Source organism: Amycolatopsis sp. La24 (assembly GCF_029087445.1).
Classification (GTDB): Bacteria; Actinomycetota; Actinomycetes; order Mycobacteriales; family Pseudonocardiaceae; genus Amycolatopsis; species Amycolatopsis nivea.
Genome location: NZ_JARACH010000004.1, coordinates 28,635 through 40,441, shown reverse-complemented (window position 1 = coordinate 40,441; position 11,807 = coordinate 28,635). Strand labels below are relative to the sequence as shown.

Annotated in this window: 10 protein-coding genes; 8 read left to right on the top strand and 2 right to left on the bottom strand. The window is 70.3% G+C overall.

All coding sequences use genetic code 11. The annotated features are described in order from the left end of the window. The first annotated feature begins 99 nt into the window (after positions 1–99). The 4 genes from PUT80_RS06905 to PUT80_RS06890 all read left to right on the top strand — a co-directional run bounded on the left by PUT80_RS06905 (position 100) and on the right by PUT80_RS06890 (position 6,526). Positions 100–939: a sulfurtransferase gene (locus tag PUT80_RS06905; RefSeq protein WP_275291421.1), complete on the top strand. Its 840-nt coding sequence runs from the start codon at positions 100–102 to the stop codon at positions 937–939. A gap of 72 nt (positions 940–1,011) precedes the next feature. Continuing rightward, positions 1,012–1,725 (top strand): DJ-1/PfpI family protein, encoded by a 714-nt coding sequence (locus PUT80_RS06900; RefSeq protein ID WP_275291420.1) that lies wholly within the window; start codon positions 1,012–1,014, stop codon positions 1,723–1,725. A 356-nt stretch (positions 1,726–2,081) separates the two neighbouring features. Continuing rightward, the gene (locus PUT80_RS06895) at positions 2,082–3,254 is read left to right on the top strand and encodes an acetoin utilization protein AcuC (RefSeq protein WP_275291419.1); all 1,173 of its coding nucleotides are present in this window, start codon (positions 2,082–2,084) and stop codon (positions 3,252–3,254) included. 431 nt (positions 3,255–3,685) lie between these two features. After that, positions 3,686–6,526: a bifunctional GNAT family N-acetyltransferase/acetate--CoA ligase family protein gene (locus PUT80_RS06890; RefSeq protein ID WP_275291418.1), complete on the top strand. Its 2,841-nt coding sequence runs from the start codon at positions 3,686–3,688 to the stop codon at positions 6,524–6,526. Here PUT80_RS06890 and PUT80_RS06885 read toward each other — a convergent pair. Both PUT80_RS06885 and PUT80_RS06880 read right to left on the bottom strand, forming a co-directional pair. Then, complete coding sequence (locus PUT80_RS06885; protein WP_275291417.1) at positions 6,510–7,538, bottom strand: acyl-CoA dehydrogenase family protein; 1,029 nt, start codon at positions 7,536–7,538, stop codon at positions 6,510–6,512. The two genes, PUT80_RS06890 and PUT80_RS06885, sit on opposite strands and share 17 nt — an antisense overlap. Positions 7,539–7,654: 116 nt before the next feature. Next, positions 7,655–8,818 (bottom strand): acyl-CoA dehydrogenase family protein, encoded by a 1,164-nt coding sequence (locus PUT80_RS06880; protein WP_037809815.1) that lies wholly within the window; start codon positions 8,816–8,818, stop codon positions 7,655–7,657. A gap of 103 nt (positions 8,819–8,921) precedes the next feature. Between PUT80_RS06880 and PUT80_RS06875 the strand changes: the two genes are divergently transcribed. From PUT80_RS06875 to PUT80_RS06860, 4 genes are all read left to right on the top strand, one after another. After that, positions 8,922–9,107 carry a ferredoxin gene (locus PUT80_RS06875; RefSeq protein ID WP_037809816.1) on the top strand — a complete coding sequence of 62 codons (186 nt, stop codon included), beginning with the start codon at positions 8,922–8,924 and terminating at the stop codon, positions 9,105–9,107. A 124-nt stretch (positions 9,108–9,231) separates the two neighbouring features. Then, a complete protein-coding gene (locus PUT80_RS06870; RefSeq protein ID WP_037809817.1) occupies positions 9,232–10,113 on the top strand; it encodes a 3-oxoacyl-ACP reductase in 882 nt (293 codons plus the stop codon). 13 nt (positions 10,114–10,126) lie between these two features. After that, positions 10,127–10,891, top strand: a complete 765-nt coding sequence (locus PUT80_RS06865) for a glucose 1-dehydrogenase (RefSeq protein WP_238607592.1) — start codon at positions 10,127–10,129, stop codon at positions 10,889–10,891. Positions 10,892–11,014: 123 nt separating this feature from the next. Further along, on the top strand, positions 11,015–11,806 hold the full coding sequence (locus PUT80_RS06860) for an ABC transporter permease (RefSeq protein ID WP_037353718.1): 792 nt from the start codon (positions 11,015–11,017) through the stop codon (positions 11,804–11,806). Position 11,807: the final 1 nt, after the last annotated feature.

Here is an 11,807-nt window from a genome sequence, read left to right as displayed (position 1 = left end):
GGCCCCGACAGCGACGGCCCGCCTCGGCGTAACGGCCCGGCCCCGGCGAAAAGTCCTGCCCTGATGCGCGAACCGCGTCCGGACCAGCAGGATGGGGGCATGCGACCGTTGATTTCGCCCGCTGAGCTCGCCGCGTTCCCCGACCGAGACCGTCCCGTCGTGCTGGACGTCCGCTGGCGGCTCGGCGGACCGCCGGGAGCCGAGTCCTACCAGGAGGGACACGTGCCCGGGGCGGTGTTCGCCGACCTCGACACGACGCTGGCCGCGCCGCCCGGCGAGGGCGGCCGCCACCCGCTGCCGGACCCGGCCGCGCTGCAGCGTGAGCTGCGGAAATCCGGGGTGCGGGCCGGGCGTCCGGTGGTCGTCTACGACGACGCCGACGGTTCGGTCGCCGCGCGGGCCTGGTGGCTGCTGCGCTGGGTCGGCCATCCGGAGGTCGCGGTGCTCGACGGCGGTTACGCAGCGTGGCTGGCCGAGGGGCGGGAAGTGACGACCGAAGTGCCCTCGCCAGAGCAGGGCGACATCGAGGTCCGGCCGGGCGCGATGCCGCTCCTGTCGGCGGACGACGCGGCGGCGCTCGCTCGCGAAGGCGTGCTGTTCGACGCGCGGGCGCACGTCCGCTACACCGGCGAGGCCGAGCCCGTCGACCCGCGTGCCGGGCACATCCCGGGTGCGGTCAGCGCGCCGTCGTCCGAGCACGCCGGTGCGGACGGACGCTGGAAGTCGCCATCCGAGCTTGCCGAGCGGTTCGCGTCGCTGGGCTTGGCCGACGGCGTCCCGGTCGGCGCCTACTGCGGTTCGGGCGTCACGGCGTCGTCGGTGGTGCTCGCGCTGGAGGTCGCCGGGCATCCGGAGCCGGCCGCGCTGTACGCGGGGTCGTGGTCGCACTGGTCGCGCGATCCGGAGCGTCCCGCGGCCACCGGTCCCGAACGCGGCTGACTCGGCCGGAACTTTCCGCGCTGTGCACCGACTTCTCGTCCGGAAGGCTTTTCCAGGCGAGAGGCGGCGTTCATGGAGCGGAGAACATTCCTGCGCGGGTCGGCGGCAGCCGGAGCAGCGGCGATGGCGGTGCCGGCCGAGGCTGCGGCGACGACCGGGGCGACGGCCGAGCGTCGACCGTTGCGGGTCCAGGTCGTGCTGTTCGACGGCGTCGAGGAGCAGGACTTCGCCGGTCCGTACGAGGTGTTCTCCGCAGCGGGCATGCACGCGAAGCGCGGCACGGACGTGTCATGCGTGCGCGTGGACGGGCCGGGCGTCGTGCGCGCGGCGTACGGGACGAAGGTCGAGGTCGAGCGCGGCTGGTCGCCTCAGGACGCCGACGTCATCGTCGTGCCGGGTGGCGGTTACGGGAAGCGGAAAGGCCCGGGCATCTGGGCGGAGATCGACCGCAAGGTGCTGCCGGACGCGCTCGCGGCCGCGCCGCGCAAAGGGCTGACGCTCGCGTCGCTCTGCACGGGCACCCTGCTGCTCGGCGCGGCCGGGCTGGTGCGCGGCCGCCCGTGCACGACACACCACGGCGCGGTCGACACGCTCGTTCAGCAAGGCGGCGTGCTCAAGAAAGCCCGCGTGGTCGACGACGGAGACGTGGTCACCTCGGGCGGCATCACGAGCGGGCTGGACCTGGCCCTGTGGCTGGTGAAACGAGAACTCGGCTCCGACGCGGCGGCCGGGCTGGAGGAGATGCTCGAATACGAAGCACGAGGCGTCGTCTGGACGCGCGGCTGAGCCCTGCCCCGCTGCGAAGCCCGGTTCGGGAGGTGGCGGGGGAGTGGCGCGCTGCAAAACCCCGTTCGGGCGGCGGGGGAGTGGCGTGCGGGCGAAGCCTGCTCCGTTGTGAAATCCGGCTTGTGTGGCGGGCGGCTGACACCTGGCCCGCCGCGAAGCTTGGAGGGACGCGGTGGGGACGTGACGCGCGGCTGAAACCTACCTGGCCGCGAAATCCGGCTTGGGACGTGACGCGCAGCTGAGGCCGCCTTGCTGCGTAACTCGGTTCGGCAGGCAGCGGGCACGTGACGCGCGGGCGAGTCCTGCCTCGCCGCGAAACCCGGCTCGGGGCGTGGCGGGGAAGTACAGTGCGAAGCATGTCGTCGCCTGCAGTTGTCTGGGATCCGTCGCTGCTGAAGTACGACCTGGGCGGGCAGCATCCGTTCAACCCCGTCCGGCTCGACCTCACCGTGCGGCTCGCTACTGAGTTGGGCGTGCTCGACGGCGTCGAACTGCTCGTGCCCACCGCGGCGGGCGACGAGGAACTGCTGCGCGTGCACGCACCCGAGTACCTGGCCGCCGTGCGGGAAGCGCCGGATGTCGGGTGGGACGTCGGGCACGGGCTCGGCACCGATGACAACCCCGTGTTCCCCGGGATGCACGACGCGACCGCGCTGGTCGTCGGCTCGACGCTGCTCGCCGCGCGCAAGATCGCCGACGGCGAGGTTCGGCGGGCGGTCAACATCGCGGGCGGGCTGCACCATGCGATGCGCGATCACGCGTCCGGTTTCTGCATTTACAACGACTGCGCGATCGCGATCTCGTGGCTGCTCGACCACGGCTTCGACCGCATCGCGTACGTCGACACCGACGTGCACCACGGCGACGGCGTCCAGGCCGCGTTCTACGACGACCCGCGCGTCCTCACCGTTTCGATGCACCAGCACCCGTTCACGCTCTGGCCCGGCACCGGCTACTCCGCCGAGGTCGGCAAGGGCAAGGCAGCGGGCACCGCGGTGAACGTCCCGCTGCCGCCGCACACGCAGGACCCCGGGTGGCTGCGGGCGTTCGACGCGGTGGTTCCGGCTGTGCTGCAGGAGTTCCAGCCGCAGCTGCTGGTCACCCAGTGCGGGGTGGACTCGCACGAGGAAGACCCGATGGCCGACATGTCCCTGTCGGTCGACGGCCACCGCACCATCTACTCCACGCTGCGCGACCTGGCCGAACGCTACGCGAACGGCCGCTGGCTCGCCGTCGGCGGCGGGGGATACCAGCTGATCCGCGTCGTGCCGCGCTCGTGGACGCACCTGATGGCGACCGTGCTGGACCGCGACGTCTCGCCGGAAACGCCACTGCCGCCCGGCTGGGTCTCGACGGTCCGCCGCGCCGCCCCGGCCGCCGACCTCCCCGCCGCGATGACCGACGGCAAGGACACCGCCTTCAAACCGTGGGGCGACGACGCGGACGACCCGGTGGACATCGCGATCCGCGACACCCGCCGCGCGATCTTCCCGCTGCACGGCCTCGACCCGGACGATCCGAGGGACTGACCATGCCCGACCAACCTCGCCGCCCCGGCCCCGGCAATCCCGGCCCGGGCGACCCCGCTCCCGGCACTCACCCGACGAGCGGTCCCGGCGGAACCGATGCCCCGAACCCCGGGAGCGACGCTCGTTACGCGGCGGGCGGGCCCGGCGCGGCGGGAACGCCGGAGTCCGGCGGAACCGATGCTCCGACGCCTGGGGGCTCGTCTGGACGCGACGCTCGTTACGCGGCGGGCGGGGCCAACGTGGCCGGGGCGCCCGGCGGAACTGGTGCGCCCACTTCCGAACGCGACATCCGCTACGCCGCGGGCGGGACCAGCGCAGCCGGGACGCCGACCGGAGCGGCGGCATCGGATGCGGAGGGCGGGCACGGAGACAGCGGCTCGCCAAGCGGACCTGCCCGGGGCGAGTCCGGCGCGGACCAGGCTGCGGGTGGCGTGGCATCGGAACGGCCTGATTCCGTTGCGGCAGAAGGCAAGGCAGCAGCTGGAGAGTCTGCGGCAGCGAGGCCGGACGGGAGCAGCGCGTCGGGACAGCCAGCGAAGCCGGACGCAGCGGGCGGGAGCGGCCCGTCGGGAGAGACACCAAGCCCCGCCGCGGATGGGAAGCGTGATCCCTACGACTACCCCCGCGATTGGGAAGCCGACGTAGTCCTCTCCGACGGTGGCACTGTCCACTTGCGACCCGTCGTGCCGAGCGACGCTGACGGGCTCGTGGCCCTGCACAGCAGGCTCTCCGACCGCACCCGGTATTTCCGGTATTTCGGTGCCTATCCTCGCATCCCGCCGCGGGATCTGGAGCGGTTTTCCACTGTGGACCACCACGATCGCGTCGCGTTTGTGGCCTTGCTCGGGGACGACGTGGTCGCGGTGGGGCGTTACGAGCGGCTCGATCACGGGCCTTCGGCGGAGGTCGCGTTCGTTGTCGACGACAAGCATCAGGGGCGCGGGCTCGGGTCGATTCTGCTGGAGCACCTCGCCGCCGCGGCATCGGAGTGCGGGTTGCGGCGGTTTGTCGCCGAGGTGCTGAGCGAGAACGCGGCGATGGTGCGCGTGTTCCGCGACGCGGGTTACCAGGTCAGCCGTGCGATCGAGGAAGGTGTGCTGCATCTCGAGTTCGACATCGATCCGACGGAGGAGTCGCTCGCGGTCGCGCGGTCTAGGGAGCAGGCGGCCGAGGCGCGGAGTGTGCACAATCTGCTTCATCCGAACACGGTGGCGGTGATCGGGGCGTCCGCCGATCCCACCAAGGTCGGGCATGTCGCGTTCGCGAACATGCTCGCGGCCGACTTCGCGGGGGCGGTGTATCCGGTCAATCCGGAGCATCGGTCGGTGCGCGGGGTGCGGGCGTATCCGTCGGTGCTGGACATTCCTGATCCGGTGGATCTGGCGTTGGTGGCGGTTCCGGCGGAGGCCGTCGAGTCCGTGCTGGACGCTTGTTTGGCCAAGGGCGTCAAGACGCTCGTGATCGTGTCCGGCGGGTTCGCGGAGTCGGGGCCGCTGGGGTTGCACGCGGAGTTGCGGCTGGTCGGCGAGGCTCGGGCGCACGGGATGCGCGTGGTCGGGCCGAATGCGCTGGGCGTGTTGAATACCGCGAAAGACGTGCGGCTCAATGCGACCCTTGCGCCGCGGTTGCCGAAGCGGGGGAGGACCGGGTTCTTCTGCCAGTCGGGGGCGTTGGGGACGGCGATTCTGGCCGACGCGGGGTCGCGTGGGCTGGGGTTGTCGACGTTCGTGTCGGCGGGCAACCGGGCGGATGTGTCCGGCAACGACTTGCTGCAGTACTGGGAAACCGATCCAGATACCGACCTGGTGTTGCTGTATCTGGAATCGTTCGGCAACCCGCGCAAGTTCGCGCGGCTGGCGCGCAGGTTGGCGCGGTCGAAGCCGATCGTCGCGGTGAAGTCGGGGCGGCATGCGGTGCGGCCGCAGCTCGCGGCGACGTCGGCGGAGGTCGACGAGGCCAGTGTGCAGGCGTTGTTCGAGCAGGCCGGCGTCGTGCGCGTGGAGTCGTTGGCGCAGCTGTTCGACACGGCGCTCGTGTTCGCGCATCAGCCGTTGCCGGCGGGGCCGCGGATCGGGATTGTCGGGAACTCCAGTGCGATCGGGTTGCTGGCCGCCGACACCGCCCGTGCGGAGGGGTTGCGGCTCGCGTTCGATCCGGTGGACATCGGGCCGCAGGCGGGGCCGGACGAGTTCGCGACGGCGGTGCGGGAGGCGTTGGATTCGCCGGAGACCGACGCGTTGATCGCCGTGTTCGCGCCGCCGGTAGCGATTCCTGGGGCCGCGTACGCGCGAGCGTTGCGCGAAGCGGTGTCGGAGGTGAAGCAGTCGAAGCCGATCGTCTCGACGTTCCTCGCCGCGGAAGGCGTGCCGCACGAGTTGGCGGTGCTTTCGGACGACGGGGTACCGACGCGTGGGTCGATTCCGTCGTACTCGAGTCCGGAGCGTGCGGTGAACGCGTTGGCGCGCGTCGTGCGGTACGCCGCGTGGCGGCAGCGGCCGCAGGGGACGTTGGTGCGGCCTAGTGGTCTGCACGTCGAGCAGGCGCAGGAGATCGTGCGCGAGTTGCTGCCGGAGGACGGCAGTTCGACGCTGCTCTCCGACGACGACGTGGTGCGGTTGCTCAGCTGTTACGGCGTGGACGTGGTGCCGTTCCGGGTGGCGGCCAGCGAAAGCAAGGCAGTGGCCGCGGCGGCGGAGCTGGGGTATCCGGTCACGCTGAAAGCCGTTGACGAGCGGTTGCGCGGGCGGCCGGACTTCGCTGGCGTACGGCTCGACCTGATGTCCGAAGAGTCCGTACGTGTCGCGTACCGAGACCTGTGCGCGGTGTCTGGCGATGAAGACGTGTACGTGCAACAGATGGCACCGAAGGGACTGTCGTGCGCCATTGGGCTGCAGGACGACCCGTCGTTCGGCACGCTGGTCTCGTTCGGGCTGTCTGGGTTGGTCAGCACGCTGCTCGGAGACCGCGCGTACCGGGCGGTGCCGTTGACGGACGTTGACGCGGCGACGCTGATCCGGGAGCCGCGTACGTCGCCCTTGTTGACCGGGTATCGCGGTGACGAGCCTGCGGACCTCGCGGCGTTGCAGGACATGGTGTTGCGCGTCGCGGCGCTCGCGGAGGACAACCCGGAGGTGCGGTCGTTGGCGTTGGACCCGATCCTCGCGTCGCCGGACGGGGCGTTTGTCGCCAACGCGAGGTTGGTGGTGGGCGCACCGCCGACGCGGCCGGATACCGGACCGCGTCGGCTGCGGCACATCACGCCGGTGGACTGACCACCAGCTCGCCGAGACCCAGCAGTTGCTCCGTTGCGCCGCCGCTGGTGAACTCCAGGCGCTTCGCGGCGGCGAAGTAGCGGTGGACGGGGTGCTCGACGTCGATGCCGACGCCGCCGTGCAGGTGCACTGCGGTATGCGCGACGCGGTGTCCGGCTTCGGCGGCCCAGAACTTCGCAGTGGCCACGTCAGCGGCGGCGGGGAGGCCTTCGGAGAGTTTCCAGGCTGCCTGCCACAGCGTCAGCCGTACGGCTTCGACGTCGATGTACGCGTCGGCGAGCCGGTGTCGGACGGCTTGGAAGCTGCCCAGCACCTTGTCGAACTGTTTGCGCTCACGCGTGTACGCAGCTGTCAGTTCGAGCGCGCGTTCCAACACGCCCAACTGCTGCGCGCAAGCGCCGAGAGTGCCGCGAAGGCGCAGTTGCTCGCCGACGTCACCGAGAGCGACTCCGGGGGTATCGGACAGCGTCACCAAAGCCGCGTCGGCGTGGTCCGTGGTGGACTGCGCTTCGATAGAGACCCCGACAGCGTCCTTCTCGACGATGTACACGCCGTCGTTGGCTTCGACGAGTAAGGCGTCTGCGAAGGCTGCGAAGGGAACCGCGGTCTGCGTACCGGTGAGGCGTCCGTCTGAAGCGAGGAACGAACCGCCCAAAGCGACCGCGAGCACGGCTTTACCGCGCGAAACCGGCAGCAGCCAGCGCTCGGCGAGCAATGGATCGGTGAGCACCGAGCCAGCTTGGACGACGGACGACAGATAGGGGACCGGGGCGACCGCGCGGCCGATCTCGATCAGGACTGAACACTGTTCCAGCAAGCCGAAACCGCCGCCGCCCACCGTCGCGGGCAGGGCCGCGTCGAGGACGCCGGAGCGGGCCAAGGTAGTCCACAGTGGAGCGTCGAAACCGCCGGATCCGTGCGGGCCCAGCGATTCCGCGGTGACCTGGTCGGCGAGAATGCGCCGGGTCAGTGCGGATAGGTCGGTTTGTGCTTCGGTGAGAGAGAAGTCCACCAGGAGAACTCCTTACTGTGCAGACTGTTAATAACCCGACCACAGCCACGGCCGAATGGCTTTCGTGGCAACGGTTACGTGCCGTGTGGGGGGTCGGCCTACTTTTGGTCGGGTTATTAACGGGTCACGGGCTGGCCGAGGGCGGTGGCGGCGACGATGTCGCGCTGCACTTCGTTGGTGCCGCCGCCGAAAGTGAGGATCAAGGCCGAGCGGTGCAGCCGTTCCAGCCGTCCCGCGAGCACCGCGCCGGGGGAGCCGTCGCGCACCACGGCGGCCGCGCCGACCACCTCCATCAGCAGCCGGTACGCCTCGATCGCCATCTCGGTGCCGTACACCTTGGTCGCCGACGCCTCCGCCGGGCCGAGTTCGCTGGCCGCGGCCGCCCAGGCGATTTTCCAGTTCCGCAGCTTCAAATACTCCGCGTAGGCGTGCACGCGCGCGAGATGCGTCCGAACCCACTCGCGGTCGGTCAGCGACTCCGCGCGCGCCCATTCCACGACGTCGGCCAGCGCTTTCCGCACCGGCGCGGCCGAGGTCAGCGCGACGCGTTCGTGGTTGAGCTGGTTGGTGATCAGGGGCCAGCCCGCGTTCTCCTCGGCGACCCGCGACGTGACCGGCACGCGGATGTCGTCGTAGTAGGTCGCGCTGGTGCCCGGGCCGGCGACGGTGTGCACCTTCGTCCAGGAGAACCCCGGCGCGGAGGTCGGCACGATCAGGATCGACAGGCCCTTGTGCTTGCGCGCCTCCGGATCGGTGCGCGCGGCGAGCCACACGTAGTCGGCGTACTCGATCAGGCTGGTCCACATTTTCTGGCCGTTGACCACGTACTCGTCGCCGTCGCGGGTCGCCCGCGTGCGCAGCGACGCGAGGTCCGTGCCCGCGCCCGGTTCGGAGTAGCCGATCGCGAAATGCAGTTCGCCGGCGGCGATCTTCGGCAGGTAGAACGCCTTCTGGTCCGGCGTGCCGAACCGCATGATCGTGGGGCCGATCGTGTTCACCGTCAGGAAGGGCACCGGCACCCCGGCGACCGCCGCCTCGTCGGTGAAGATCAGCTGGTCGAGCATGCTGCGGTCCTGGCCGCCGTACTCGCGCGGCCAGCCCAGCGCGAGCCACCCGTCCTTGCCGAGCTGCCGCACGATTTCCTTGTACGCCAAGCCGTCGCCGTACTCGCCGCCGGGCGCGGCGAGGCTTTCCCGCCGCGCCGGGGTCATCAGTTCGGCGAAGTACTCCCGCAGCTCAGCGGCCAGTTCCCGCTGCCGCGGCGTGTAGTCGATCCGCACCCGTCACCTCCACCCCGCCGGTCTCGTTGTGGTGTCGTACCGGGCCCCGGCGGTAAGCTAGAACCTGTTCTAGTTGTACCAGGAGTGGCGGACGGGAGGAAGCATGGAGGTCAGTGTCGACCGGTCGCTCTGCGAGGCGAACGCGGTCTGCGTCGGGTTCGCGCCGGAGGTGTTCGATCTCGACGACGACGAGAACCTGGTGATCGGGCCGGTTCCGGAGGAAGAAGTAGAACGTGTTTCGCAAGCGGTGACGAACTGCCCGAAGAACGCCCTGTTCACGACCGGTTAATCGGGGCTTGCTCAATACGAGAACAGATTCTAGTCTGTGCTGCGTCAGGCAGGCTTCGACGAGGAGGCTCGCGGGTGGAACCGACCGCAGGGAACACGCACGGCGACCGGGCCGGGGCGGTTCGATGACGCTCGAAGGCAAGGTCGCTGTCGTCACCGGGGCCGGAGCGGGGCTCGGCCGGGCCGAGGCGCTCGCGCTGGCCCGCGAAGGCGCGTCCGTCGTGGTCAACGACATCGGCGAGGCGAAAGATGTCGTCGCCGAGATCGAAAAGCAGGGCGGCAAGGCGCTCGCGGTGGCCGGGGACGTCTCGGCGGCCGAAACCGCGAAGGAACTGCTGTCGGCCGCGGTCGACCACTTCGGCAGCCTCGACATCGTCGTGAACAACGCGGGCGTGCTTCGCGACCGGATGCTGTTCTCGATGTCCGACGAGGACTGGGACAAGGTCATCGCGGTGCACCTGCGAGGGCATTTCCTGCTGTCCCGCAACGCCGCCGCGTACTGGCGCGATCGCTCCAAAATGGAGGGTCAGCCGGTGTACGGCAGGCTCGTGAACACCGCGTCCGAGGCGTTCCTGGTCGGTTCGCCCGGCCAGCCCAACTACTCGGCGGCCAAGGCCGGGATCGCGGCGCTCACCATGTCCGCGGCGCGCGGGCTCGCGAAGTACGGCGTGCGCGCCAACACGATCTGCCCGCGCGCCCGCACCGCGATGACCGCGGATGTCTTCGGCGAAGCACCCGAGGACGGGCTCGATCCGTTGTCGGTAGAGCACGTTGCTCCGTTTGTCGCATTCCTCGCCTCGCCGGAGGCGGACGCGATCAACGGCCAGGTCTTCGTCGTGCACGGCGGCATGGTCGCCTTGCTGAAACCGCCGTCGGTGGAGGAGCGGTTCGACACCGCGAACGGCGCCTGGACCACCGCAGAACTCGCCGAAAAGGTCGGCGGGCACTTCGCCGGCCGCGACCCGGAGCGGATGTTCGCCGCGACCGATCTGCTTTCGCTCCCCTGAACCCGGAGGACGCATGACTGAGCACCGGCTGTCCGGCAAGGTCGCCCTCATCACCGGCGCGGCCCGCGGACAGGGCGCCGCCGCCGCGCGAGCGTTCGTCGCGCAGGGCGCGAAGGTGGTGATCGCCGACGTCCTCGACGACGAGGGCAAAGCGCTCGCCGCGGAACTCGGCGAGGCGGCGGTGTTCTGCCATCTCGACGTGAGCGACGAGGACGGCTGGACCGCCGCGGTCGAGACCACGGTGACCGAGTTCGGACCGCCGACGGTGCTGGTCAACAACGCCGGGGTGCTGTATTTCTCGGAGCTCGCGAAGACGCCGCTCGCCGAATACGAACGCGTCGTGCGGATCAACCAGATCGGGGCGTTTCTCGGCATGCGCTCGGTCGTTGAACCGATGGCCGGGGCCGGCGGCGGCTCCATCGTCAACGTGTCCTCTGTGGAGGGTCTGGCCGGGATGCCGTTCCTCGTCGCCTACACCGCGACCAAGTTCGCGATCCGCGGGATGACCAAGGTCGCCGCGCTGGAACTGGGCGCGCGCGGGATCCGGGTCAACTCGGTGCACCCGGGCATGATCGACACGAAGATGGTGTCCGACGCGGCGGGCGCGGACGTGGACGTGTCCTGGGTGGGCAAGAAGGTCGCGCTCGGCCGGGTGGGCCGCGCCGACGAGATCGCGCCGCTGCTGGTGTTCCTCGGCAGCGACGAGAGTTCGTACTGCACCGGCGGCGAGTTCGTCGCCGACGGCGGGGCCACCGCCACGCACGCGCTGAAATTGTGAGCAGGTCGGGTGCTGGTGCGCCTAGGGTGACCGCCGGGGGCTGAAGGGACGGGAGTGAACACCGCTAACCGAAATCGGCGGGCGGGGATGGGCAAGACTCGGGGGTGACTACTGGGAGGTGCGGTGGGCGGAAGCGGCTCGGTCACTCTCCCGGGCACCGCGGCGCTGACCCAGGTCGGCAGGCTCGCCACGCTGTCCTGGGAGGTCCTGCGGGCGATCTTCAAGCGCCCGTTCCAGTTCCGCGAATGGATCCAGCAGTGCTGGTTCTTCGCGAGCGTGACCATTCTTCCGACGGCCCTGGTCGCGATCCCGTTCGGCGCGGTCATCGCGCTGCAGCTCGGATCGCTGACCACGCAGATCGGCGCGCAGTCCTTCACCGGCGCGGCCAGCGCGCTCGCCATCGTGCAGCAGGCGAGCCCGCTGATCACCGCATTGCTGGTGGCCGGAGCGGGCGGCAGCGCGGTCTGCGCGGACATCGGCGCGCGCAAGATCCGCGAAGAGATCGACGCGATGGAAGTGCTCGGCGTCAACCCGGTGCAGCGCATCGTGGTGCCGAGGGTGCTCGCCGCGATCGTGGTGTCGGTGCTGCTCAACGGCCTGGTCAGCGTGGTCGGCGTGCTCGGCGGCTACTTCTTCAACGTGGTCCTGCAAGGCGGCACGCCCGGCGCGTACCTGGCCAGCTTCAACGCCCTCGCGCAGGTCCCGGACCTCTGGATCAGCGAGATCAAGGCGTTCCTGTACGGCTTCGTCGCGGGCGTGGTCGCCGCGTTCCGCGGGCTGAACCCGGCGGGCGGGCCGAAGGGCGTCGGCGACGCGGTGAACCAGGCGGTGGTGATCACCTTCCTGCTGCTGTTCCTGATCAACGTCGTGCTGACCGCCGTGTACCTCAAAGTCGTGCCCCCGAAGGCGTTGTGAC

What these genes read in the sequence shown, in the direction of transcription:
- PUT80_RS06905 (WP_275291421.1), top strand. Translation starts at nt 100, where the DNA reads ATGCGACCGTTGATTTCGCCCGCTGAGCTCGCCGCGTTCCCCGACCGA.
- PUT80_RS06900 (WP_275291420.1), top strand. Translation starts at nt 1,012, where the DNA reads ATGGAGCGGAGAACATTCCTGCGCGGGTCGGCGGCAGCCGGAGCAGCG.
- PUT80_RS06895 (WP_275291419.1), top strand. Translation starts at nt 2,082, where the DNA reads ATGTCGTCGCCTGCAGTTGTCTGGGATCCGTCGCTGCTGAAGTACGAC.
- PUT80_RS06875 (WP_037809816.1), top strand. Translation starts at nt 8,922, where the DNA reads ATGGAGGTCAGTGTCGACCGGTCGCTCTGCGAGGCGAACGCGGTCTGC.
- PUT80_RS06870 (WP_037809817.1), top strand. Translation starts at nt 9,232, where the DNA reads ATGACGCTCGAAGGCAAGGTCGCTGTCGTCACCGGGGCCGGAGCGGGG.
- PUT80_RS06865 (WP_238607592.1), top strand. Translation starts at nt 10,127, where the DNA reads ATGACTGAGCACCGGCTGTCCGGCAAGGTCGCCCTCATCACCGGCGCG.